Origin of the sequence: Streptomyces malaysiense (genome assembly GCF_000980885.2) — a bacterium.
In the GTDB taxonomy this organism is placed as follows: Bacteria; Actinomycetota; Actinomycetes; order Streptomycetales; family Streptomycetaceae; genus Streptomyces; species Streptomyces malaysiense.
In genome coordinates this window covers 112,868-135,724 of the sequence record NZ_LBDA02000056.1, presented here as the reverse complement: position 1 = coordinate 135,724, position 22,857 = coordinate 112,868, and the positions used below count along the sequence as shown (strand labels likewise).

The window sequence follows — 22,857 nt, the reverse complement described above, 5'->3', positions numbered from 1 at the left end:
CCCCCGATTATCCCAGGTGATATCCCCTGGTCAGGCCGCCAGCTCCGCGCGCGCCGCGATGAACGCGTCCACCGCGCGGTTGACGTCCTCGGCGGAGTGCGCGGCGGACAGCTGGACGCGGATGCGGGCCTGGCCCTGCGGGACGACCGGGTAGGAGAACCCGATCACGTACACGCCCCGTTCCAGGAGCAGTTCGGCCATGCGGCCCGCCTTCGCCGCGTCGCCGATCATCACGGGCGCGATGGCGTGGTCGCCGGGGAGGACGTCGAAGCCCTCCGCGGTCATCCGGGAGCGGAACAGCTCGGTGTTCTCGGCCAGCCGCACCCGCAGGTCGTCGGCGGACTCCAGCAGGTCGAGGACCTTGAGGGAGGCGGCGGCGATCACCGGGGCGAGGGTGTTGGAGAAGAGGTACGGGCGCGAGCGCTGGCGCAGCAGGGCGACGATCTCGGCGCGGGCGGCGACGTAACCGCCGGAGGCGCCGCCGAGGGCCTTGCCGAGGGTGCCGGTGATGATGTCCACGCGGTCCATCACGCCGTGCAGCTCGGGGGTGCCGCGGCCGCTCGGTCCGACGAAGCCGACGGCGTGCGAGTCGTCGACCATGACCATCGCGTCGTAGCGGTCGGCGAGGTCGCAGATCTCGCTCAGCGGGGCGACGTAGCCGTCCATGGAGAACACGCCGTCGGTGACGATCAGCCGTCGGCGGGCGCCGGACGCCTCCTTGAGCTTCGCCTCCAGGTCGGCGAGGTCGCGGTTGGCGTAGCGGTGGCGGCGGGCCTTGGAGAGCCGGATGCCGTCGATGATGGAGGCGTGGTTGAGGGCGTCGGAGATCACCGCGTCCTCCTCGCCGAGCAGGGTCTCGAAGACACCGCCGTTGGCGTCGAAGCAGGAGGAGTAGAGGATCGTGTCCTCCTGGCCGAGGAACGCGGACAGGCGCGCCTCCAGTTCCTTGTGCACCTCCTGGGTGCCGCAGATGAAGCGGACGGAGGCCATGCCGTAGCCCCAGCGGTCCAGGGCCTCGTGGGCGGCGGCGATCACCTCGGGGTGGTCGGCGAGGCCGAGATAGTTGTTGGCGCAGAAGTTGAGGACCTCGCCGGGGCGGCCGCCGGCGGTGACGCTGACGGTCGCGGACTGCGGGCTGCCGATGACCCGTTCGGGCTTGTGCAGGCCGGCGGCGCGGATCTCGTCGAGGGTGGTGCGCAGATCGTCGCGGACGGTCTCGAACATGACAGAAGCTCCTAGGTGATGCGGATGGCGTACGCCGAGCGGGTGACCTACGCGGTCCAGTCGAGGATGATCTTGCCGCCCTTGCCGCTCGCGGCGTCCGCGAAGGCCGCCTCGAAGTCGCGGTGGTCGTAGCGGCCGGTGATCACGGGAGCGAGGTCGAGCCCGCCCTCCAGCAGCACCGACATCGCGTACCAGGTCTCGAACATCTCCCGGCCGTAGATGCCCTTGATGGTGATCATCGAGGTGACGATCCGGGCCCAGTCGACGGCGAACTCCTGGGAGGGCAGGCCGAGCATGGCGATCCGGCCGCCGTGCGTCATGTTGGCGATCATGTCGCGCATCGCCTCGGGCCTGCCGGACATCTCCAGGCCGATGTCGAAGCCCTCGCGCAGCCCCAGCTCACGCTGTCCGTCGGCGATCGTGGTCTCGGCGACGTTCAGCGCGAGGCTCACGCCGATCTTGCGGGCCAGCTGGAGGCGCTCCTCGCTGACGTCGGTGACGACGACGTTGCGGGCGCCCGCGTGCCGGGCGACGGCGGCGGCCATCAGGCCGATCGGGCCGGCGCCGGTGATCAGGACGTCCTCGCCGACCAGCGGGAAGGACAGCGCGGTGTGCACGGCGTTGCCGAACGGGTCGAAGATCGCCGCGACGTCGAGGTCGACCGGGACGCGGTGCACCCAGACGTTGGTCGCGGGCAGAGCGACGTACTCGGCGAACGCGCCGTCGCGGCCGACGCCCAGACCGACGGTGGCCCGGCACAGATGGCGGCGCCCGGCCAGGCAATTGCGGCACTTGCCGCACACCAGGTGGCCCTCGCCGCTGACCCGGTCGCCGACCTGGACGTCGGTGACGCCCCGGCCGACCTCCACGACCTCCCCGACGAACTCGTGCCCGAGCACCAGCGGGGTGCTGATCGCCTGCTGCGCCCAGCCGTCCCAGGCCCGGATGTGCAGGTCGGTGCCGCAGATACCGGTCCGCAGGACCTTGATCAGTACGTCGTCGGCCCCGATGGTGGGCTCCGGGACGTCGGTCAGCCAGAGTCCGGGCTCCGCCTTGTCCTTGACCAGCGCCTTCACTCGTGCGGCTCCTGTGGGTGAGGTCCCGTACGCGGGCATGCCGAAGGGCCGCGCCCGCACCGGGTCAGAGAGGTGGAATCACTCTGCAATCTGCCCCATGGGCGCGCCGTAATCCATCGAGCTTTTCTTAACCACCGCCTCAGCTTTCCTTCACGCCCCTCTTTTCACACGAGCCTCTCGTCAGATGGGCAGCCCGTCCCGTGCGCTGCGTTCGATCCGCACGACGAGATCGGCGGCCAGCGCCTTGATGGTCTCCAGTCCCTCCCTGCCCCAGGCACGCGGCCCGGTGTCGGCGGCGCACACGGTGCCGAGCGCCATGCCGGTGCCGTCGAGAAGGGGGGCGCCCAGGTAGGAGCGGATGCCGTACTCGTCCACGACCGGGTTGCCCGCGAACCGGGGGTAGTCGCGGACGTCCTCCAGGACCAGGGCCTTGCGGCGGACCACCACATGGGGGCAGAACCCGTGGTCGCGGGGCAGGGTCCGGCCCCACTCCGTCCTGCCGCCGTCCTCCCGCGGGACCGGGTCGACGGCCGGGACGCGCAGGCCGGCGAAGAACTGTTCGTCCTCGCCGATGAAGTTGACCATGGCGTAGGGCGCGCCGACGAGGCGGGCGAGGTGGTCCGCGAAGGCGTCGAGCGCGGGGTCGGGGCGCGCCCCGAGGCCGAGCGTCCGCAGCCGCCGGACGCGGGCGGGGGCCTCCTTGTCCTCGGGGGTGAGCAGCAGACCACGGACCGGCCGGGGCGGCTCGTAGCTCATGGCCGGGCTCCGTAGCTGTGCGGGTGCCTCATCTGGGGAACTCCGTGGTGCGGTCGGTCGGGTTCACCGGTGCGCGGCGCCGCGGCTCGGCGTGCGCTCCGGGGTGTGGGCGAGCAGGTGGCGGACGAGGGCCAGCAGGGTCCCCACCCCGGAGCTGGAGATCCGGGCGTCGCAGCGCACGACCGGCACCTCGGGGTCGAGGTCGATGGCGGCGCGCACCTCCTCGGTGTCGTAGCGGTGGCCCCCGTCGAACTCGTTGACGGCGACGATGAAGCCGAGTCCGCGTTCCTCGAAGAAGTCCACGGCGGCGAAGCAGTCCTGGAGCCGGCGGGTGTCGGCGAGGATCACCGCGCCGAGCGCGCCCTCGGACAGCTCGTCCCACATGAACCAGAACCGCTCCTGCCCAGGGGTGCCGAACAGGTACAGCACATGGTCCGGATCGAGGGAGATCCGGCCGAAGTCCATGGCGACCGTGGTCTCCATCTTGTTCTCGATGCCTTCGAGGCTGTCGGTCGCGGCGCTGACCGTGGTGAGCAGTTCCTCCGTGCTCAGCGGGGCGATCTCGCTGACCGCGCCCACGAAGGTGGTCTTGCCCACTCCGAACCCGCCCGCCACGAGGATCTTGAGCGCGGTGGGGAACGGGTCAGAGCTGTCGTCGTAGTCCATCGAGCACTGCCTCCAGCAGGGACCGGTCGGTGGGAGTGTGGTGGAACGCGGGGGGCTTGGTGGTCAGCGCTTCGCAGTCGACCAGGTCCGCGAGCAGGACCTTGGTGACCACGGCGGGCAGTTTCAGGTGGGCGGCGACCTCGGCGACCGAGACGGGCGCCCGGCACAGTTCCAGCGCCTGCGCGTGCTCGGGGCCGAGGTAGCCGAGCGGGGTGACGCCGGTGGCCATCACCTGAGAGATCAGGTCGAGTGCGACGCTGGGTTCGGTGCGGCCGTTGCTGACCGTGAACGGGCGTACCAGCCGTCCGGCCGCGTCGTCCAGCCAGGGCCCGTCGCCGGCCGCGGCCACGCTCAATGCCCCGGCGCCGTGGGTCCGACGGCGTGTTGCCTGGGGGCGGTGACCAGATAGGGGCGCACGCTCTTGACCAGCATCGCCATCTCGTAGCCGAGCACGGCCGCGTCGGCCTCGCGGGCCGCCATCACGGCGAGACAGGTGCCGGAGCCCGCGGTGGTGACGAACAGCAGGGTCGAGGCGAGTTCCACGACGACCTGCCGTACGTCGCCGCCGTCCCCGAACCGGACGCCGGCGCTGCGGCCGAGCGAGTACAGACCGGAGGCGAGGGCGGCCATGTGGTCGGCGCTGTCCGGGTCGAGGCCGTGCACGGCTTTCACCAGCCCGTCGCAGGAGAGCAGCACCGCGCTGCTGGTGTGCGGTACGCGCTGCACGAGGCCGCTGAGCAGCCAGTCGAGGTCGGATGCGTGAGCGGTCGGCGCATCGCTCGCCATGGTGGATCGACTCCTTGGGGTACGAAGGTCTGGGGGGCCGCTGGGGGTTGGGGGGATGTAGGGGCTCGTACGAGGCCCAGCACGGGTCCTGCGCGGGCCCGGTGCGAGGGGTCAGCCGGCCGGTGCGCCTCCCTCGGCGGGGCCGGTGGGCAGGGGTGGTGGGTCGGGGTGGAGGTGCTTCGAGCCGCCCTGGATCTGGGGCCCTTGGGGTGGATCCTGATCGGGGTGGAGGACGCGCAGGCGCGCGGGCTCGGCGGGCACGCGGGCGGCGGGCCGCGCGTGTCCGGCGCGCATGTGCTCGCCGTGCGTCGCCGGCTCGGCCGCCTCGGCGAGGCCGATGCCGCGCTGGAAGGCCGCCATCAGCCCGGGGTCGTGGCCGCCGAGGGTGTCGCCGTCCTGCCGGGGCGCGGGGCCGCCGCGGAGCTGGGGGACGAGGTTCTCCTGGGCGCGGCGGCGCGGCAGCCGGGGTTTGGCCATGGTGCCGCGCACCGCGTCCGCGCGCGGGGCGGGCATGACGCCGTCGTGCTCCTCGACCACCGCGCGGTGCCGGGCCCGGATGCCGGGTGCCGCCTCGGCGGGGGTGGGACGCTCGCGGTGGGTGCCGCGGACGGGGAGCGGAGGCGGTTCGCCGTGGGTGTGGACTTCCGTGCGGGTGGCGGGTGTCGTGGCCGGCGGCATGGGCGCGGGGACGGGTGGCGCCGGCCGCGTGGGCGCCGGGGGTTCCGCCCGGAGCTGCGCCGGACGCGGGGCGGCGGCCTGCGGCGGCAGCTCCGCCTGCGGCGTTCCCAACAGCGCCTCGGGTACGACGAGTACGGCCTGGACCCCGCCGTAGATGTTGCTCTGGAGCCGGACGCCGATGCCGTGCCGGCGGGCGAGCTGGGAGACGACGTAGAGGCCGATACGGCCGTCTGCCAGCAGGCTGGCGACGTTGACCTGGTCGGGGTCGGCCAGCAGGGCGTTCATCCGGTTCTGTTCGCCGACGGGCATGCCCAGCCCGCGGTCCTCCACCTCGACGGCGAGCCCGGAGGTGACGAGGCCCGCGCGCAGCAGCACCTGGGTGCCGGGGGCGGAGAACACCGTGGCGTTCTCGATGAGTTCGGCGAGGAGGTGGATGACGTCGGCGACGGCGTGGCCGCGCAGTTCGCCGTCGACCGGGGGCACCAGTTTGACCCGGGAGTACTGCTCGACCTCGGCGATGGCGGAGCGCAGCACCTCGGTCATGCTCACCGGGTTGCTCCACTGGCGCCGGGAGACGGCGCCGCCGAGCACGGCGAGGTTCTCGGCGTGCCGCCGGATGCGGGTGGCCAGGTGGTCCACGTGGAAGAGGCCCTTGAGCAGGTCGGGGTCCTCGATCTCGTGTTCCAGGTCGTCCAGGATGGAGATCTCGCGGTGCACCAGGGACTGGAGCCGGCGCGCGAGGTTGACGAAGACCTCCAGCTTCTGCTCGCTGCCCGCGTGGCTGGAGAGCTGGGCGGCCCGCACGACGGCGGTGACGGCGCCGTCGTGCGCGCGGGCCAGGTCGGCGGCGAGCAGTTCGAAGTCGTCGGCGTCCGTGGGTGAGCGGCGGTGGGACGGGCGCTGCGGCGGGGCCTCCCCCTGGCGCAGGGCGTCCACGAGTTCATGCAGGTCGGCCGCGCCGCGGGCGGCGCCGCGACGCAGGGCGCCGATCCGCTCGGAGACACCGCGGGCGGCGCGGTCGGCGGCCACGGCCGCGATCAGGACGGCGGCCACGGCCACGGTGACCGCGCCGCCGAGCGCGGCCCACAGGACGGGGCCGGTACGGGCGCCGGTGGAGCGGATGGTGAACAGGACGGCGGCGGTGGCGCCGAGGGCGACCGCGAGCGGGGGCAGCACGGCGAGCCGCATCAGCTGGGGCCGTATGTGGGTCTCGGGCAGTGCGGGAGCGGGTCGGGCGACCGGCCGCCCGTGCCGCCCGCCCTCCCGGCGGTCGGCACGGGCGGCCGGTGCGCGAAGGTGAGACATCTGCGTCCTCGTACTGGTCCGTCGGGCCTGGGGTCGGACACTCACGGTAGTCGCCTCCGCCTCATGTGCGAGGGGCAGTTGCCAAACTCCCCCGCCCGGCGTCCCGCTCTGGTATGAGGCTCCGTACGAAAGACCGATAACCCGGCCACGTGTGCTCCGATCGGGTCGAAAAATATCGATAAGGGCCGATCAAAAGCTGTCAGAAGGAGTGAACGGGCCGGGAGGGGCGACCCGCCGGCCCGCATCCCGGATCACGCCCGCTCCACGGCGTCCAGGCCTCGTCGCGCCGCTCGGGACCACGCACTCGCACATCCGGTGAATGTCACTGAACGTGTTCCCCTTGGCCTTCGATGCGCTCGCATCGGGTGCTCTGGCGGAGGGTGAGCGGCACCCGGTCGCCGGGGGCGCCGCCGGCCGTCCGCCGTCCACCGTCCGCCGGCCGCCGACGCGGCCCCGGCCGTCCCGGCCGGACGCGGCGGGGAGGCGAAACAGGGCGACCGGGGCGAGCCCCGTCGTCGTCGTGAGGGGGGCTCTTCCCGGTGGGCCCTCGCGGGTCTCCGTACCCGCGGGAGGCCGGCTCGCCGTGCGGCGGCCGGCCGCGGAGACCGGCACCACGCGGATGGCGCTCCACGGCCATGTCCGCGGGAGAGGGGAATCGCTCGTCCCGCCGCGGTCCACCGGGCGCGGGCGCCACCGACCTGCCCTGGAGCGTGCGGGGTGCCGGCCGCGGCCGGTCCGATGTCCGCGCCGACGCCGTCGCCGGCCTTCGCCGGGCGCGTGCCTCAGCCGCGCTTCGGCGGCTCCGCGACCAGCGCGCCCACCGAGCGCCAGGTGCGGCGGACCTCGCCGGACACGCCCCGCCACCAGGCCTCGGCCGGGAGCTTGCCGGCGGGCTCGAAGGGCTCACCGGGGCGGGGCAGGGCGACCGCCTGACCGGCCTCCTCGGCGACCTCCTTGGTCCACTCCCCCGGCTCGGCCCACGGGTGCGGGGCGAGGTTGAAGGTGCCCCAGTGGATCGGGAGCAGCACGCCGTGCGGGGCGCCGCCCTGGAGGTCCAGGTGGGCGCGCAGGCCCTCGTCGGGCCGCATGTGGATGTCCGGCCAGAACTCGCTGTACGCCCCGATCTGCACCATCGTGGCGTCGAACGGGCCATGGGCGGCACCGATGTCCTGGAAGCCGTCGAAGTAGCCGGTGTCGCCGCTGTGGTAGATCCGGTACTCCTCGCCGGCGACGGCCCAGGAGGCCCACAGGGTGTGCTGGGTGTTGCGCAGGCCGCGGCCGCAGAAGTGGCGGGCCGGGGTGGCGGTGAGGGTGATGCCGCCGACCCGGGTCGACTCGTGCCAGTCCAGCTCGCGCAGCCGGTCCGGGCTGACGCCCCAGTGTTCGAGGTGGGCGCCGACGCCGAGCGGAACGGCGAAGACGGTGCCGGTGCCGGCCAGCGCCTTGATGGTGGGCAGGTCGAGATGGTCGTAGTGGTCGTGGGAGATCACCACCACGTCGACGTCCCCGAGCGCGGCGAGCGGCAGCGGGACGGGGTGCAGCCGCTTGGGTCCGGCGAAGGGGAACGGGGAGCAGCGCCGGCCCCACACCGGGTCGAACAGCACCCGGTGGCCGTCGATCTCGGCGAGCACGCTGGAGTGCCCCATCCAGGTCAGCCGCAGGCCCGTGGCGGGCGGCCGGGCGAGGTCGGCGAAGGTCGTGGGATGCACCGGGATCGTCCCCCCGGGAGCACGCAGCGGCCGGGTCTCCTTGTCGAGGAAGACCTTCGCGAAGTCCACCATGGAGCCGGAGGGCCGGGTGCGCGCGGCGCCGCCGGGGTTCTGGAAGACGCCGTCCTTGAAGTGCGGGGAGCGGCGGATTCGTGCCATGCGCTCACCGCCCGGGTCCACGCCGAAGGCCGCCGGGCGCGGCACGCGGGGCCCTGAGGTCGAGGAACGCTGACCGGTCACGGTACCTCCCGGTTGAGTGATGGGCCCCCCATTATGGTCGGCTCGTCCGACAACCCGGGAACCACCCGGCACTACTGAACGCCCATTCAGTACGTTGACGGTCGCGGACACCCGCCCGATACTGACTCGGCATTCGGTGGACCGACTCCGAGGAAGTGCCGATGAGCGCCCCCTTGATCTCTCTCACCTGGACCGACCACGTCACCGGCCGGCAGGGCTTCCTGGTCGTGGACCGGCTGGTGCGGGGCGTGGCCAGCGGCGGGCTGCGGATGCGTCCCGGCTGCACGCTCGACGAGGTGACGGGCCTGGCCCGGGGCATGACCATGAAGGAGGCCCTGCACTACGACCCCGAGGGGCGCTACGTCCCCCTCGGGGGTGCGAAGGGCGGCATCGACTGCGATCCGCGCGACCCGGCGGCGTACGGGCTGCTGGTGCGCTATCTGCGGGCGGTGCGGCCGTACGTCGAGAGCTGCTGGACGACCGGTGAGGACCTGGGCCTCGGCCAGGACCTGGTGGACGAGGCGGCGGCCGAGGCGGGCCTGGTCTCCACCGTGCAGGCGGTGTATCCGCTCCTGGACGACGAGGCGGCGGCCCGGCGGCGGCTCGCGGACGCCTTCGCGGTCGAGGTGGACGGCATCGGCCTGGACCGACTGGCCGGGGGCTGCGGGGTGGCCGAGTCGGTGCTGACCGCGCTGGACCGCGCGGGGGTCCCGTACCGGGGCACGCGGGTCGCCGTGCAGGGCCTCGGCACCATGGGCGGGGCGACGGCCCGCTTCCTGGCGCGGGCGGGCCTGAGCGTGGTCGCGGTCGCCGACGTCGAGGGGACGATCGCCAATCCGGACGGCCTCGACGTCGAGGCGCTGCTCGCCGCGCGGGACGGCCACGGCACGGTCGACCGCTCGGTACTGCGCCCCGCCGATCACCGGCTGCCCGGTGACGCCTGGCTGGCGGTGGACGCGGAGGTGCTGGTGCCCGCGGCCGTGTCGTACGTCGTCGACCCCTCGAACCAGGCGCGGATCAGGGCCCGTTGGATCGTGGAGGCCGCCAACATGCCGGTGCTGCCGCAGGCGGAGGCACTGCTCGCCACGCGCGGGGTGACCGTGCTGCCGGACGTGGTGGTCAACTCGGCGACGAACGCCTGGTGGTGGTGGACCCTGTTCGGCGACGTCGATGCCGACGCGGACAGGGCGTTCGCCCACATCCGCCGCTCCATGCGCGCCCTGCTCACCCTGACCCTCGACCGGGCGCGGGCCGACGGTACGACACCCCGCGCCGCGGCCCACGCGGTGGTGGCCGACCGGCTGCCCGTGCTGGCGGAGCGGTTCGGGTCGTACCGGCGGGACGGGTTCGACGAACTAGGGTGACCGGGTGGCGAGAGTGCGGTTGAGTGTGGCCGAGCGGCAGGAGGAGCTGCTGCGGGCCGCCGTCGAGCAGATCGAGGCGCGAGGCGTGGCGGCGGTGCGGATCGCCGACGTGGCGGCCGCGCTCGGGGTGAGCAACGCGCTGGTGCTGTACCACTTCTCGACCAAGGAGAAGCTGGTCGCCGCCGCGTTCGCGCACGCCGCACAGGACGATCTCGCGCATCTGCGCGGGCTGCTCGGCCGGCGGACGACCGCGCTGCGCCGGCTGCGGGCCGCGGTGCGCTGGTACGCGCCGACCGGGCAGGCCAAGGGCTGGCGGCTGTGGATCGAGGGCTGGGCCGTCGCCCTGCGCGAACCCGCTCTGCGCGAGGTCACCAGCGAGCTGGACCGCCAGTGGAAGGCGGCCCTCGCCGAGGTCATCGCCGAGGGCGTCACCGCCGGCGAGTTCACCTGCCCCGACCCCCGTGCCACGGCCCTGCGGCTGACCGCGCTCCTCGACGGTCTCGCCGTGCAGCTGACCTCGTACCCGGGCGCGGTGTCGCGGGCGCGCGCGCAGGAGTGGGTGGAGGAGGCGCTCGCCCGGGAACTGGGCTTGGACCGGGGCAAGTCGAGGGGACGGGGCTGAACGAGGCGACCGGGGCCGTCCCCGAGCGGCGTCTCACCCCGTGGCCGCCCCCAACCGCGCCAGCGCCGCCGTCACCATCGCCGCGATCCCGGTCCGCAGCGTCAGCCGCACGCTGGGCAGGTACCGGGGCGAGTGGTTCGCCGGCAGCGCGCGGAGCTTGGCCGCGGGGTCGGGGCCGGGGGCCGCGGCCCACTGGGCCGGGCCGGTGGAGCCGAGCATCCAGTAGCAGCCCCGGATCTCCCCGTGGCCGTGGAGATGCGCGCCCGCGCCGGTCAGCAGCGGGAAGTCCTCGGTGGCCAGGGCCGGGGGCCAGGACGTGACGCGGGCGGTGCCGAACGCGGACCGGTGGGCGGTGCGCACGCCGGCGGTGACTTCCGGGTCGGTCACGGTGACGCCGGAGCGGGAGACGGTGGTGACGGTGGTCCTGGGCGGCAGCGCGGCCGCCGCCGCCTCGGCGTGGGCCAGCCGTGAGACCTCCGCGGCGGCGCGGTCGAGGGCCGGCTCGGAGAAGCCGCGCAGGGACAGCAGCAGCTCGGCTCGGTCGGGGAGCACGTTGCCGGGGTGTCCGGCGTCCCCGGCCCGCAGCGCGGTGGCGGTGACGGCAGGGAGCCCGCTCTCGCCGGCCGCGACCTCGGGCAGCCGCATGACCAGCCCGGCCGCCGCCCGCAGCGGGTCCGCGGCGAGGTGCGCGGTGGCGGCGTGGCCCCCGCCGCCCTCGAAAACCACCGACAGGGTGCGGCCGGCGGCCAGGACCGGGCCCTCGGCGTGCGCCACCATGCCCGCCGGGAAGGGCGCGGTGTGCTGGGCGAGCACCTCGTCGGGCGGGGTGACGCGGTCGTAGAGGCCGTCCTCCAGCATGGCCCGCGCGCCGCCGAGGGTCTCCTCCGCGGGCTGGCCGACCAAGAGCAGGGTGCCCCGCCACCGGTCCCGCCGGGCCGCGAGCCAGCGTCCGGCGGCCGCCACGCAGGCGAGGTGGGCGTCATGGCCGCAGGCGTGCATCACGGGGACCGGGCGGCCGTCGGGGCCGGTGGCGGTGACGGTGCTGGCGTAGGGCGCCGCGGTGGCCTCGGCGACCGGCAGGGCGTCGAGTTCGGCGCGCAGCAGGACTGCGGGGCCCTCGCCGTTGCGCAGTTCGGCCGCGACGCCGTGGCCGCCGAGGCCGCGCAGCACCCGGTAGCCGTCGGCGTCCAGCCGGTCCGCGAACCGGGCGGCGGTGCGCGCCTCGGCGCCGGAGAGTTCGGGGTTGCGGTGCAGGTCGAGATAGAACTCGGCGGCCGGCGCCAGCAGGTCGTCCAGGCCCGGGGGTTCGGCGGTGGTGCGGGTGGGTTCGGTGCTCATGTCAGTGGCTCCTCGGGCGGGTGTCAGCGAGGTGACAGCGAACGGCAAGGGGGGTGCGCGCGGACGCGCGTAGAACTGTGGGGTGCCGGAAGGACGTGACGCTTCCGCGGACGCGGGGTGTCGCGGCCCGCACCGCCCGACCGGCCGTCCCGTACCGTCCCCGCACCGGAAGGAGTCGTCATGTCCGACAACGCCCTCGCCTCCCTCGCCCAGGAGATCCTGGACCTCGAGTCGGAGACCTTCGAGATCACCGACTACTCGGACGCCAGTGAGGTCATGCTCGGTTCGTCGACGAGCTGCTCCTCCACGAGCACCTGCTCCAGCACCACCAGCACCACCTCCTGCACCGCCTGACGTCCGCCGTCGGTGGAGAGGTCCCCGGCCCCGCCGGGGACCTCTCGCGTTCCGGGCTCCGTCAGGGGAAGGGGTGCGGCACCAGCCGCAGGTCCTCCTCCCGCAGTGGGGCGGGCACCAGACCCGCCCGGTACGGCGCGGTCCGCAGCCTCGGCAGGTGCGGCGCCCGCTGGCGCAACCAGCCGAAGTCGATCGGCAGCAGCCCCGGGGCGAGCGTGGCGACCGTGCGCAGCCCCATCCCCCGCTGCTCCGGCGTGGTCTGGTCGACGGCGACGACGTCGCAGTCCGCGTCGGCCAGCAGATCGCGCAGCAGCGTGACGTCGTCCAGCAGATCGGTGGTGCGCGGCCGACGTGCCTCCCAGTCGGCGAACAGCTCGCCGAGCGGGGCCACCCGGGGCGGGGCCAGGTAACCGCGGGCGTGCTCGCGCATGACGGGCAGCCCGAACAGGGCGGCGTGGTCGGGCAGTCGTACGACCTTGTCGAAGTCCGCTGCCATGGCCGTGAGTTCGGCGGGGCGTTCGGCGACCTGGCGGGGCAGGTGCGGGATGTAGGTGAGGATCTCGGAGAGCGCCGATTCCACGGCCGTCTCCGGGTCGAAGGAGGCGCCGGCCGCGAACGCCAGGGTGCCGGGTCCCTCGTCCCGGCGGACGGCGAGGCCGGTGACGACCGGTACCGGCAGGTCCACCCGGTTGTCGAAGACATGGACGTCGTAGCCCTGGAGTTCGGCGCGGGCCGCCATCGCCCGCACCCGTGCGCCGCCGACCGAGTCCAGGTCGATCTCCGGCAGCGGCAGGTTGCCGTACCAGCCGAGCAGGAAGGCGTCCCGCTCCAGGAGTTCGAGCAGCCCGAAGAAGACCGCTTCCTCCAGACTGGCGCCGGTGGCACAGCCGTTGGAGCACTCGAAGACGAAGTTGTCCTCACGGGTGCCCGCGCTGTAGTAGACGAGCCGGGCGGGTACCAGTACGGGCCGTTCGTCGCGCAGCGACCAGCCGGTGACCCAGGGGATCGGCCGGGCCGGGTCGAAGGGTTCGACCATCGGGTCCTCGGCGTAGGTGCGCGGCGGATAGAGCCCGCAGGCGCGGGGGTCCAGGGCGCGGTCGCCGAGTTCGTCGCAGGAGGCGGTGACGACGGGGGCCCGGTGGCGGCGGTGAGTGCCGGCGTAGCGCTCCAGTCCCTCCAGGAAGGCCAGTTCCCGGCTGCGGGCGTAGGAGTTCGCCTGGCCGCTCCAGGTGACGTCGGTGAGTCCGGCGTAGCCCCGCATGAAGACGCTGCCCGCGACCGGCGCGGTGGTGGGCGAGGTCACGTCGGTCCAGGTGCCGCCGCCGAGCACCCCGCACACCGGGTTCGCGAGCCCCTTGACCGGCAGAGGGAAGTCGCCGGGGCGGCCCGACCGGTAGTGGCCGGGAGCGGATTTGGGCCGGGAGGTCATGGGCCCCGCGGTGCGCTGGGCCGCCGCCTCGGCCACGGCCTCGCCGGTCGCGGGGCGGCAGTGCGGGCACATCGGGTCGGGCAGCAGCGGGAAGGTGCGGACCTGGAGGGTCTCCAGGTCGAGTTCGGTGACCCGGGGCAACCCGGCGTCGGGGCCCGGGGGTTCGTGGCGGGCGCCGCCGATGGCGATGAGGCGGTGCAGGGACCAGACGGCGTCCACCAGATGGTCGGGCAGGGCGGGCCAGCGGCCGGCGGCCGTGGTCTCGGTGCCGGTCTCCAGCGCGTCGCGTTCGGTGCGGGTGCGCAGCCGCTGGCGGCGCATCGCGAGGCAGGTGCCGCAGGCCCGGCCGGCGCCGCCCCAGGGTCCCAGCAGCACGGCCTGGGCGGTGAGGTGGATTTCTGCCGTGTGCGGGGGCACCGGCGCGGCCGGGGCGGTCCGCTCGCCGAGGACGTTGGTGTCGCCGACGCGGGAGACGGCGGGGGCGGGCGCTCCCGCCGCGGCGGCGCGGACGGCCAGGCGGTCCTGGAGGGCCGCGCGGGCGGCCTCCAGGGGCGCGGCCGCCGGGGCGGGGGCGGTGACGGTGGTCATGTCCGGTTGCTCCAGCGGAAGATCCGGGTGGCGATCAGGCCGAAGATCAGGGCGAAGACGACGAGTCCTACGCAGTCCAGGCCGATGTCCCCGAGGTCGCCGCGGCCGCCCATGGCGTCGGTGAGGCCGTCGTTGAGGTAGTGCAGCGGCAGCACCTTGGCGACCGTGCGCAGCCAGCCCGGCATCAGGTCGTCGGGGAAGAACGAGCCGGACAGGAAGGCCATCGGCACCATCACCAGGTTGGCGATGGCCGCGACCGACTCCGGGGTGTTCGCGAGGCTGCCGACGACCAGTCCCATGGCGAGGAACGCGGTGACGCCGAGCACCAGCAGCGGGATGCCCGCCCACCAGGGGCCGTTCAGCTCCAGCCCGAAGAACGGCAGCAGCGCCACGGCGGTGAACAGCACCGTCTGCGCGGCGGCGACTCCGAGGGCCAGGGTCCAGCGGGAGGCGATCAGCGAGCGCAGCGGGGTCGGGGTGCGCCAGATGAGGCGCAGCAGGTCGTCGCGGCGCCACTGCATCAGGGCGAAGCCCACGGAGAACACGCAGGCGTTGCCGACACCCCACGAGAGGACGCCGGGTGCCGTGTAGTTGATGGAGGCCAACCCGCCGTTGACGTGCTGGCCCTGGAAGATGAGGCCGAACAGGACGAGGAAGGCGAGCGGGAAGGCGAAGGTGAAGAAGAGGGTCGTACGGTCGCGCACGCTCGCGACGTAACCGGCCCTGGTCAGTGCGGCGTAGGCGGTCAACTGCGGTGCTCCGTTCCATGGCCGGTGAGGCTGAGGTAGGCGTCTTCGAGGGTGGCGGTGCGCACGGTGACCGACTCGATGTCGACCAGGTCGCCGAGTGCGGTCAGGACGTGGTTGACGGCCGCGGTCTCCAGGACGAGTTCGTCGCCCTCCACGGTGGCCCGGTCCACGCCGGGCAGGGCGAGCGCCGCCTCGGGTGTCAACTCATCCGCGGGCAGCAGCAGTCGGGCGGGGGCGGCGAGGGAGCGGATGAGTCCCCGGGGTGTGTCGAGGGCTATGACCCGGCCGCCGGCCACGATCGCCACCCGGTCGCACAGCGCCTCGGCCTCGTCCAGGTGGTGGGTGGTGCACACGATGGTGCGTCCTTCGGAGCGCAACGAGCGCAGCAGCGCCCACAGTTCGCGCCGCGCCTCGGGGTCGAGGGCCGCGGTGGGCTCGTCCAGGAAGATCAGCTCCGGCTCGTGCAGCAGCGCGGTGGCGATGGCGAGGCGCTGCCGCTGCCCGCCGGAGAGATGGTCGACGCGCGCGTTCTCCTTCTCGGTGAGCCCGACCCGTTCCAGCGCGACGCGCACCGCGTCCGGGTCCATGCCGTAGAGCGCGGCGACGGTGCGCAGATGCTCGCCCGCGGTCAGCCGCGCGAAGAAGGCCGACGCCTGGGTCTGGACGCCGATCCGGGCGAGCAGCGCGGTGTCCCGGGGCCAGGGGCTCCGGCCGAGCAGGCTGACGGTGCCGCCGTCCGCCTCGCGCATGCCCTCGACGATCTCCACCAGGGTGGTCTTGCCCGCGCCGTTGGGGCCGAGGATGCCGAAGAACTCACCGCGCCGCACGGTGAGGGAGACGCCGTCGAGCGCGGTGACCTCCCCGTACCGCTTGATCACGCCGTCGAGGACGACGACCGGCTCGGCGGTGGCGGCGGGGCCGGGTGCGGTCCCGGTCTGTGCGTGGGGTTCGTTCATCTCGCCTTTCCTTGCGGGGTCCAACGGGGTTAGGGATGCGGCGGCTCGGCCGGCATCCGCGGACGGGGAGGTGGGGGCGGCGGACCGCGCGAGGTCCGGTGCCCGGCCTGCGGCGGGGCCCGCGGTACGGCTCTCGGTACGGCCCGTCGCGCGGCGCCCGCGCAGGCGCCGCCCCAGCGTGCCCAGCCCCCACAGCAGCAGGAGGGCGGCGAGCAGGGCGGTCGGCAGCCACCAGGCGAGGAGTGCCAGCCGGTCCGGCAGCAGACGGCGCAGCACCGCCCCGGCGAGGGCGAGCAACGCGGCCGTCTGTACGGCGGTGAGCAGGGCGAAGCCGCCGTACAGCAGGCGCAGCCGGGGCGGGTAGGCGCCGAGGCCGGGGCCGCGGCGCAGCAGGGCGCGGGCGGCGAGGGCGGTGAAGGCGCGGCTGCCCTCGGCGAGGCCGGAGACCCCGAGGGCGTGGCCGAGGGCGCGGTAGCCGTCGAGCGGTGCCAGCGGCAGCAGGTTGGCGAGGCCGGTGACGACTCCGAGCAGCAGCAGCGCGCCGAACGCGGGCCGGGCCTGCGCGCCGGCCGGGAGCAGCAGCCAGACGACGTGGAACGGCACCAGGAAGAGGAGGTTGGCGAGGACGCCCGCGCAGGCGGTGGCGACCTTGCGGGCCCGGCTGCCGAGGAACTGGACGTCGTCCACCTGGCAGTAGAGGTAGGTGGCGCCGAGGATCCAGCGCAGCCCGATCTCGCTCACCCGGCCGCCCCAGGTGCGCGCGAACAGTCCGTGGGCCAGCTCGTGCAGGGCGAGGCTGCACCACAGGACGCAGCCGACGGCGAACAGCAGCACGGGTTGCCCGGCGGTGTGCACCGTCTGCCGCCACAGGGTCCCGGCGTCGGCGGCGACCGCGGCGAGCACGCCGACGGCCAGGACGGTGAGCACGGCCAGCAGGGCGGGCCTGCGGTCCAGGGCGGTGAGCCGGTGCAGCCGGTCCATGAGGGCGGGCGCGTCGGCGACCATCCGGGTGTGTCCGGCGAGGAAGCCGCTCGGGCGTTCGGCGGGAGTGGGGACGGGCGTGGGCGCGGTGGGTGCGGGGCCGCCTTCGAGGAGGCCCCGGCCGCCCAGCAGCCGCAGCATCTGCCCCCACTGCGCCTCGCCGAGCCGGGTGCCGAACTCGCCCGAGTAGGCCCGCCCGATCTCCGCCAGGGACCGGGTGCCGTCGAGACGGGTGATGATGAAGTGCTCCTTGGCGCCGACCTCCAGGCGCCGCCCGGTGCGCGGGTCCTTCAGCAGGTGGATGCGGGTCGGGCCGCGCAGCAGGCTGGGGCCGAGCACGATGTCGGGGCGCACACGCGGCCGGGCGGCGAGGAAGGCGTCGGTGGTCATCTGCTGTCCTCCGGGGCGCCGTCGCGCAGGGCGCGGGCGAGGACGTAGGAGAGGAACGCCTCGTCGCGGACGGTGATGCCCAGCCGGTTGTTGGTCATGTGCGCATAGGGCGACAGGAGCATCGGCAGGGCGTGCGCCGGGTCGGTGGCGTGGATGTCGCGGGTGCCGTCGAAGGAGCGGAAGACCAGGTCGCCCTGTTCCGCCAGCCGGGCCGCGCGGTCGCGGAGTTCGGCGCAGTGGCCGGCCCAGCCGCGCAGGAAGGCCGGGAGCCGTTCCGGTTCCCCGCGGGCCACCGCCTCGCGGATGTGCCGGAAGCGCTCGGGCAGCCGGTCGCCCATGGCGGCGTACGCCCGTTCGTAGCCCTTGTCGGCCGTGTAGTTGGTGGTGCTGAACGCGTTGTTCCAGAAGCCGTGGTAGCGGTCGAGGAAGGTCAGCAGGGCCTCGTCGTCGGCGAGGAAGGTGCCGGAGACGACCATCATCAGCTGGGCTGACAGGCCGAGGAGCACCGTGCGCAGATGGAGGTTCATGGTGCGGGTGGCCTCGATGACGAGGTCGCTGGAGTGCTGGAAGTGCCATTCGGCGAGCGCGATGCCGGCGGGGCCGCCGTACTTGCCGTACTCGGGCTCGTAGGGGCGGTCCTCGAAGCTGTTGTTGGGGCGCAGCTTCATCCGCCCGTCCGGGCCGAGGAACCGGGCGCGCTCCTCCTCGCCGTACTCCAGGGTGAACAGGGTCTCGTACAGCTCGGCGAAGAAGCCCGCCCTGACCTCGTAGAGGGCGGGGCGTTCGCGCAGGAACGCGTCGAGGGCGGCGTGGGTGCGCTCCCGGACGGCGGCGGCGTCGGCTGCGCGGGCCGGCTTCAGCCGCAACCGCAGATGAGGGCCCTCCAGCCAGTAGTTGATGAAGAAGTAGCCGGTGATCAGCCCCTCTTCGGTCAGCTGGCGCACCAGGGGTTCGACGCACTTCAGGAGCAGCGGGCGGGGGCTGGCGGCGTAGAAGACGTGCACCGCGAGCCAGCTGCCGGGCGCGTCCTCGGTGGTGGTGTCCACGGCGGGGGTGGGTGCGGTCATCGGGCTTCGTCCTTCTCGGGCGGGCCGGCCGGGGCGGGCAGCATCTCTACGGCGAGTTCGGCGACATGGCGGCCGCGGGGCGAGGTGACGTGGAGCTCGTCCTCGCCGGGCAGCGTCTCCTCGAAGACGGTCCGGGCGTGTCTGCCGGCGAGGAGTCCTTCGAGCCCGGTGAGGGACAGCGGACTGGCGAAGTCGACGTACTGGGGCTTGGCGCTGCCGAACCAGCCGCCGGCCTCGTCGCCGTCGCGCTCCTCGTGGACGGTGGCGAACACCCGCTCGGGCAGCCCGTGCCGAACGCGCCAGCGGTGCCATCCGAGGTACCAGTCGGCGTCACCGGCGCCCGGGGCGCGCAGCGGGAGGCGTCCGTCGGCGACGGTCCAGGAGCGGCGCTGGAGGACGAGGCGGTGGTGGCGGACGCGGGGGCGCCGGGTGACGCCGTCGCGCTCGGGCCCCGCGGGCACACCGCGCCAGACGTCCGGCTTGGGGCGGGCGGTCGGGGAGAACAGCAGCAGGGTGCGCGGGATCTCGGGCAGCACCATGGGCACCAGGTAGCCGAGGTAGAGGGGGACGACCTCCCGGCCCAGCCGGCGCGAGCGCAGCAGCAGCCGGTCGGTGGCCTCGTCGTGCACGGCGTACAGGTCGTCCAGGTGGAGGCGGGCCTCCTCGGGCGCCGTGCTCGTCTCGCCGGGGCAGACGATCTCGTGGTCGGTCAGCCGGCCGTGCAGATTCAGGTTGGTGGTCGCGGCGCCGGCCGTGACCTCGGCGAACACGGCGCCCGGCGGCAGCAGTCCGCGCAGCTCGGCGCGGATGGCCGCGGTGAGTCCGGGGCCCTCGGGGCCGTCGAAGCAGTGGGTGAAGCGGGTGAAGGGGAAGCAGAGGCCGCCGAAGGAGTCGTTGAGGACGACCAAGGGGTCACCGTCGCGGCGGGCCAGCTGGAGGAAGTGGCTGTGCGGCTGGAACGCCGGGGCGGCGCCGCCGAGAGCTTCGGCGACCTCGTCGACGAGGGCGTCGTCCAGGACGAACTCGTCGCGATCCGGGCAGAGTTGTGCCCAGTGTTCGCGCATGCGGGTGGTGAACGCGGCGCGGGCTCGGTCCAGGGCCGTGATCTCGGGCAGGCCGAGCCAGTTCTCCTCCGGGGCGTGGCCGCCGTCCGGCAGGAAGTCGTCCTTGGCGGCCGTGAACTGGAGGTACTGGCGGAAGATGTCCTCGTGGAAGTCGTGCACCAGGCGCAGCAGATCGTCGCAGCGCCCGCCGCGGCCGAAGCGGGCGAGGAAGAAGCCTTTGAGGGTGAGCCGTTGGGGCAGCGCCACGTCGAAGGCGGGCAGCAGCCTCCCGAGCGAACGCAGCGGTTCCTCGGCGAGCCGCCGCCACTCGGCGAGATCGGCGGTGGTGGTGCCGGCGGAGACGTCCTCGTAGACGAGGGTCTGCGGGAGGGAGGGGCGTTCGGCGCCCATTTCCTCCTGGAGCGCGAGGAGTTCGGACCTGAGTGCGCCGAGCAGGGTACGGCGGGTGGGGACGTCCGCCGCCGGGAAGCGGGCCAGGATGCCGGCGGGGCCGTCCAGGCGGGCGGCGAGCGCCTCGGCCCAGGGCCGGTCCAGGGCGCGCAGCGACCGCTGGAAGGCGCGCACCGGGTCGCCGCCGTGCACATCCGTGGCGAAGCTCGAAAGCTGGAGCATGCCGAGGTCGCGCAGCGCGGCGAGGTAGCGCTCGGCCTCCTCCTCGCCGGCCCCGGTGGTGGTGGCCAGCCAGTGCGCCAGCTCGCCGTGTCGGACCGGTCCCTCGCGGTCGCGCAGCAGGGCCAGCATGCCGTCGAGGGTGCCCTGTCGGCGCAGGAAGAACAGTCGGTCCTGCGCGGCGTCGAAGCTGACGGCGGCGCTGTCGTCGCCCGCCGTGACGGCCCGCTGGACATAGCGGACGCGGCCCTCGTCCAGCTTCCAGCCGGAGGCCGGGGTGACCGGGAGGTCGGCGCGCCGGGCGGGGTCGGCGGCGACGAGTTCGGCGAGGCGGGCGAGCGCGACGACGTTCAGCCGGGGGTGGCCCGTCCAGTCGTCGCCGATCCGCGTGAGCGCCGTGCCCTCGCCCGCTGCCCCGTCCTCGAAGCGCCCGACGGCGACGCCGGTGAGCGTGCTGAACGGGCTGGTCTTGCAGGCCGTGCGGTAGACGTACGAGAGCAGGGAGCGCTCCATCTTGCGGGCGCGCTTGCCCGGTACCGGCGCCGGGTCGGCGGCGAACGCGTCCAGCCGCTCCTCCAGCGTGGGCGAGGCCAGCAGCAGGCCCCGGCGCAGCCGGTCGTCCAGGGCCAGCTCGCGCAGCGCGGCGCGGGTGCGGCCGAACCCGGCGGCGAGCACGGACTCGCCCTCGGCCCGCAGCTCCTCCCAGCGGACCCGGGCCTCCAGCCACTCGGCGAGATCGGCACCGGCGTTGCCGCCGAGGCCCTCGGCGAGCGCGCGGGCGGCCGAGAGGTCGCCGGGCAGACGGTTGTTGAACACCTGGCGGCGCAGCGTGAGCAGCCGGCGGCGCAGCACCGCGTCGTCGGTGCCGCCGACCGCGTCGGAGAGCGGATCGCTGAGCCGGGCGCCGAGCGCGGCGAGCCGGTCCTGTTCGGCGGCGGTCCGGACGGCCCAGTCGGCGGCCTCGGGGACGCGCAGGGCGACGGCGGTGTCCACGGGGAGACCGGACACGCGCAGCATGAAGCGGTGGCGCAGGGTCGCGGACCCCGCGGGGACGTTCCCCGCCGCCTCGGCCGCGGCCGGGGTGCCGGTGGGTGAGTCCGAGGTGTCCGGCCGCGGGCCGTCCTCCGCGGGGACGTCCTCGGCCGGGGTGGTGGCGGTCGGGCTCACGCCCTCCCCCTTTCCTGTGGGGTGTGCGCCCGCCCCGGTCCGGGGCAGGGTGCTCGGGTCATGGGGCCACGATGTCGAAGCGGTAACCGGCCGGGCGGGGAGCCTCGTCGCCGATCATCATCACGAGCAGCGGGATCTCGCCCCGTTCGGCGAGGCCGAGTTCGTCCGCGAAGGAGACGCAGTCGAAGCCGAGCGCGACACCGCAGCCCGTGCCCGCCGCCGCGGAGGCGGTGTACACGGCCTGCGCGGTGGCGCCGATGACGGCGTTGACCAGCCTGAGGCCCCGGTCGCCGACCGCGTCCAGCACGGCGTGGGTACGGGCCGCGGGCACCAGGACGGCGGCGGCCTGCTCCAGGTTGTAGTTGGCGAGGAAGTAGTTCTCCTGGAGGAAGCCACCGAAGTCGCCGGGCTTCATCAGCACCAGTTCGCCGCTGACGTGGTCGTGTTCGTAGAGGCCGGGCGCGATGTCCCGGACGTGGTTGACGAAGACGTACTGCCGGGTGAGGGGCGCCGCGCCGGGCGTCTCGGCGTCGGTGTCCAGGGTGCCGGCGGCGACGGCCGCGGCCAGCGCGGCGGCCAGCCGGGCCGGATCGAGCGGGGCCGCGGCGCTGAACCGGCCGAAGCTGCTGCGGCGTTCGCGCAGCGCCCGGCGTACGGTCGCGTCGAGCGCGAGTGGGGCGGGCAGCGCGACGCGCTCGCCGGGACCGGACGGTGTGACCAGCGCGCCGTCCAACGCGCCGGGCGCCGGACGGTCGGCGGCACCTTCCAGGGTGGCCGCGTGGATCGCGTGCACGGTCGGGAAGGTCAGCACGCTGCGGGAGCGTTCGTCGGGGACGCGGCGGACCCGGGCGGCGGGCGTGGCCGGGGCGTCCTCCTCCCCCGTGCCCGCCTCGTCCGGCTTCTCCCATCGAAGCGGCACCACCGCGAACACGCCGTCCTCCTCGGGGTCCAGCCCGAGCAGCCGGCCGAGGCGGGGCTCGTCGAACCACAGCGCGGCGCCGATGTGGAGCCCGTGCGCGCGGGCCCACATGCGCCAGGTCTGCAGGAGTGCGCCGATGTCCATCGTGACGACGTGGTAGGAGAAGCTGTTGTACTTGAAGGCGTTCTGCCAGAACGTGACGCCCAGCACCAGGAACTGGTCGGTCCCCGCGGCCTCTTCGGGATCGCCCAGGGCGGCCCGCACCTCGCCGGTGACATCGCCGGCGAGGGTCCTGGCGAACGCGTTTCGCGGGGTGTCGTAGTAGTGGACGCCGGGGGCGAGGGGGCCGCTCGCGCCGCTGATCCAGTGGATGCCTATGGGGTAGAGGCCGCCGCCGGAGGAGGTGCCGCGCGACCAGTTGGCGTGGGTGTGGAACGGCAGGGAGCCGAGGTCGCTGTTGGCCTGGACGGCGAGGCGGCGGCCGGTCAGCCCGTAGGAGTCGCGGAGCATCGCGCCGAGCAGTGGCAGGGTGAAGGCGCCGGTGCCGCGCCGCCCGAACAGGCCCCGGCCGACCGTGGCGTCCGGCGCGCAGCCGCCGTCGGGCAGCGGCAGGACGGGGGCGCCGGGGAAGAACTTGCCCTTGCGGGGGCGGTCGGACCAGTCGGGCACGAAGTCGGCGGGTTCCATGGGGATCCTGCCCCGCCGCATCACCGCGGTCGCGTACTCATGGGCGTATCCCATGGTCACTTCCCTTTCTGCTGTCTGTGGTCGAGGTCTGCCGTCCGGGCCGTGCACGGGGCGGCTGTCCGGGCTGTGCACG

At 74.2% G+C, this 22,857-nt stretch carries 18 protein-coding genes; 3 read left to right on the top strand and 15 right to left on the bottom strand.

Annotation, left to right across the window (positions count from 1 at the left end; translation table 11 throughout):
- Nucleotides 1-30: 30 nt before the first annotated feature.
- From VT52_RS24085 to VT52_RS24050, 8 genes are all read right to left on the bottom strand, one after another.
- A complete protein-coding gene (locus VT52_RS24085; protein ID WP_046422944.1) occupies nucleotides 31-1,224 on the bottom strand; it encodes a glycine C-acetyltransferase in 1,194 nt (397 codons plus the stop codon).
- 47 nt (nucleotides 1,225-1,271) lie between these two features.
- Nucleotides 1,272-2,300 carry an L-threonine 3-dehydrogenase gene (gene tdh / locus VT52_RS24080; RefSeq protein ID WP_046422943.1) on the bottom strand — a complete coding sequence of 343 codons (1,029 nt, stop codon included), beginning with the start codon at nucleotides 2,298-2,300 and terminating at the stop codon, nucleotides 1,272-1,274.
- 180 nt (nucleotides 2,301-2,480) lie between these two features.
- Nucleotides 2,481-3,056 (bottom strand): GAF domain-containing protein, encoded by a 576-nt coding sequence (locus tag VT52_RS24075; RefSeq protein WP_046422941.1) that lies wholly within the window; start codon nucleotides 3,054-3,056, stop codon nucleotides 2,481-2,483.
- 63 nt (nucleotides 3,057-3,119) lie between these two features.
- Nucleotides 3,120-3,722 carry a GTP-binding protein gene (locus VT52_RS24070; protein ID WP_046422938.1) on the bottom strand — a complete coding sequence of 201 codons (603 nt, stop codon included), beginning with the start codon at nucleotides 3,720-3,722 and terminating at the stop codon, nucleotides 3,120-3,122.
- Nucleotides 3,700-4,071 carry a DUF742 domain-containing protein gene (locus tag VT52_RS24065; RefSeq protein ID WP_046422937.1) on the bottom strand — a complete coding sequence of 124 codons (372 nt, stop codon included), beginning with the start codon at nucleotides 4,069-4,071 and terminating at the stop codon, nucleotides 3,700-3,702. Before VT52_RS24065 ends, VT52_RS24070 begins: the two co-directional genes overlap by 23 nt.
- A 2-nt stretch (nucleotides 4,072-4,073) precedes the next feature.
- A complete protein-coding gene (locus VT52_RS24060) occupies nucleotides 4,074-4,508 on the bottom strand; it encodes a roadblock/LC7 domain-containing protein (protein ID WP_046422935.1) in 435 nt (144 codons plus the stop codon).
- Nucleotides 4,509-4,619: 111 nt separating this feature from the next.
- Nucleotides 4,620-6,491, bottom strand: a complete 1,872-nt coding sequence (locus tag VT52_RS24055; protein WP_240509859.1) for a sensor histidine kinase — start codon at nucleotides 6,489-6,491, stop codon at nucleotides 4,620-4,622.
- Between the two features lie 782 nt (nucleotides 6,492-7,273).
- Nucleotides 7,274-8,359, bottom strand: a complete 1,086-nt coding sequence (locus tag VT52_RS24050) for an MBL fold metallo-hydrolase (RefSeq protein WP_079175235.1) — start codon at nucleotides 8,357-8,359, stop codon at nucleotides 7,274-7,276.
- Between the two features lie 242 nt (nucleotides 8,360-8,601).
- Here VT52_RS24050 and VT52_RS24045 point away from each other — a divergent pair, with 242 nt between their 5' ends.
- Complete coding sequence (locus tag VT52_RS24045) at nucleotides 8,602-9,804, top strand: glutamate dehydrogenase (protein ID WP_046422931.1); 1,203 nt, start codon at nucleotides 8,602-8,604, stop codon at nucleotides 9,802-9,804.
- 4 nt (nucleotides 9,805-9,808) lie between these two features.
- Nucleotides 9,809-10,426: a TetR/AcrR family transcriptional regulator gene (locus tag VT52_RS24040; protein WP_206306594.1), complete on the top strand. Its 618-nt coding sequence runs from the start codon at nucleotides 9,809-9,811 to the stop codon at nucleotides 10,424-10,426.
- A 33-nt stretch (nucleotides 10,427-10,459) separates the two neighbouring features.
- On the opposite strand, the gene VT52_RS24035 is transcribed toward VT52_RS24040, so the two are convergent.
- A complete protein-coding gene (locus VT52_RS24035; protein WP_046422927.1) occupies nucleotides 10,460-11,764 on the bottom strand; it encodes an amidohydrolase in 1,305 nt (434 codons plus the stop codon).
- A 180-nt stretch (nucleotides 11,765-11,944) separates the two neighbouring features.
- Here VT52_RS24035 and VT52_RS24030 point away from each other — a divergent pair, with 180 nt between their 5' ends.
- The gene (locus VT52_RS24030) at nucleotides 11,945-12,118 is read left to right on the top strand and encodes a thiazolylpeptide-type bacteriocin (RefSeq protein ID WP_037657426.1); all 174 of its coding nucleotides are present in this window, start codon (nucleotides 11,945-11,947) and stop codon (nucleotides 12,116-12,118) included.
- Between the two features lie 61 nt (nucleotides 12,119-12,179).
- On the opposite strand, the gene VT52_RS24025 is transcribed toward VT52_RS24030, so the two are convergent.
- The 6 genes from VT52_RS24025 to VT52_RS24000 form a co-directional block, all read right to left on the bottom strand.
- Nucleotides 12,180-14,135 (bottom strand): TOMM precursor leader peptide-binding protein, encoded by a 1,956-nt coding sequence (locus tag VT52_RS24025; protein ID WP_053055557.1) that lies wholly within the window; start codon nucleotides 14,133-14,135, stop codon nucleotides 12,180-12,182.
- Nucleotides 14,132-14,884 (bottom strand): ABC transporter permease, encoded by a 753-nt coding sequence (locus tag VT52_RS24020; RefSeq protein ID WP_046422925.1) that lies wholly within the window; start codon nucleotides 14,882-14,884, stop codon nucleotides 14,132-14,134. The genes VT52_RS24025 and VT52_RS24020 overlap by 4 nt, the downstream gene beginning before the upstream one ends.
- On the bottom strand, nucleotides 14,881-15,840 hold the full coding sequence (locus tag VT52_RS24015) for an ABC transporter ATP-binding protein (RefSeq protein WP_079175234.1): 960 nt from the start codon (nucleotides 15,838-15,840) through the stop codon (nucleotides 14,881-14,883). Before VT52_RS24015 ends, VT52_RS24020 begins: the two co-directional genes overlap by 4 nt.
- 1,367 nt (nucleotides 15,841-17,207) lie before the next feature.
- On the bottom strand, nucleotides 17,208-18,278 hold the full coding sequence (locus VT52_RS24010) for a lantibiotic dehydratase C-terminal domain-containing protein (RefSeq protein ID WP_046422923.1): 1,071 nt from the start codon (nucleotides 18,276-18,278) through the stop codon (nucleotides 17,208-17,210).
- Complete coding sequence (locus VT52_RS24005; RefSeq protein WP_079175233.1) at nucleotides 18,275-20,968, bottom strand: lantibiotic dehydratase; 2,694 nt, start codon at nucleotides 20,966-20,968, stop codon at nucleotides 18,275-18,277. The genes VT52_RS24010 and VT52_RS24005 overlap by 4 nt, the downstream gene beginning before the upstream one ends.
- Nucleotides 20,969-21,176: 208 nt before the next feature.
- Nucleotides 21,177-22,778, bottom strand: coding sequence for a nitroreductase family protein (locus VT52_RS24000; RefSeq protein WP_046422922.1), 1,602 nt, complete (start codon nucleotides 22,776-22,778; stop codon nucleotides 21,177-21,179).
- Nucleotides 22,779-22,857: the final 79 nt, after the last annotated feature.

Bases quoted from the DNA above. Each gene is read 5' to 3' on its own strand.
- VT52_RS24025 (WP_053055557.1), bottom strand. From the start codon at position 14,135: ATGACCACCGTCACCGCCCCCGCCCCGGCGGCCGCGCCCCTGGAGGCC.
- VT52_RS24060 (WP_046422935.1), bottom strand. From the start codon at position 4,508: ATGGCGAGCGATGCGCCGACCGCTCACGCATCCGACCTCGACTGGCTG.
- VT52_RS24050 (WP_079175235.1), bottom strand. From the start codon at position 8,359: ATGGCACGAATCCGCCGCTCCCCGCACTTCAAGGACGGCGTCTTCCAG.
- VT52_RS24085 (WP_046422944.1), bottom strand. From the start codon at position 1,224: ATGTTCGAGACCGTCCGCGACGATCTGCGCACCACCCTCGACGAGATC.
- VT52_RS24010 (WP_046422923.1), bottom strand. From the start codon at position 18,278: ATGACCGCACCCACCCCCGCCGTGGACACCACCACCGAGGACGCGCCC.
- VT52_RS24045 (WP_046422931.1), top strand. From the start codon at position 8,602: ATGAGCGCCCCCTTGATCTCTCTCACCTGGACCGACCACGTCACCGGC.
- VT52_RS24035 (WP_046422927.1), bottom strand. From the start codon at position 11,764: ATGAGCACCGAACCCACCCGCACCACCGCCGAACCCCCGGGCCTGGAC.
- VT52_RS24070 (WP_046422938.1), bottom strand. From the start codon at position 3,722: ATGGACTACGACGACAGCTCTGACCCGTTCCCCACCGCGCTCAAGATC.
- VT52_RS24030 (WP_037657426.1), top strand. From the start codon at position 11,945: ATGTCCGACAACGCCCTCGCCTCCCTCGCCCAGGAGATCCTGGACCTC.
- VT52_RS24015 (WP_079175234.1), bottom strand. From the start codon at position 15,840: ATGAACGAACCCCACGCACAGACCGGGACCGCACCCGGCCCCGCCGCC.
- VT52_RS24075 (WP_046422941.1), bottom strand. From the start codon at position 3,056: ATGAGCTACGAGCCGCCCCGGCCGGTCCGTGGTCTGCTGCTCACCCCC.
- VT52_RS24000 (WP_046422922.1), bottom strand. From the start codon at position 22,778: ATGGGATACGCCCATGAGTACGCGACCGCGGTGATGCGGCGGGGCAGG.
- VT52_RS24055 (WP_240509859.1), bottom strand. From the start codon at position 6,491: ATGTCTCACCTTCGCGCACCGGCCGCCCGTGCCGACCGCCGGGAGGGC.
- VT52_RS24005 (WP_079175233.1), bottom strand. From the start codon at position 20,968: ATGCTGCGCGTGTCCGGTCTCCCCGTGGACACCGCCGTCGCCCTGCGC.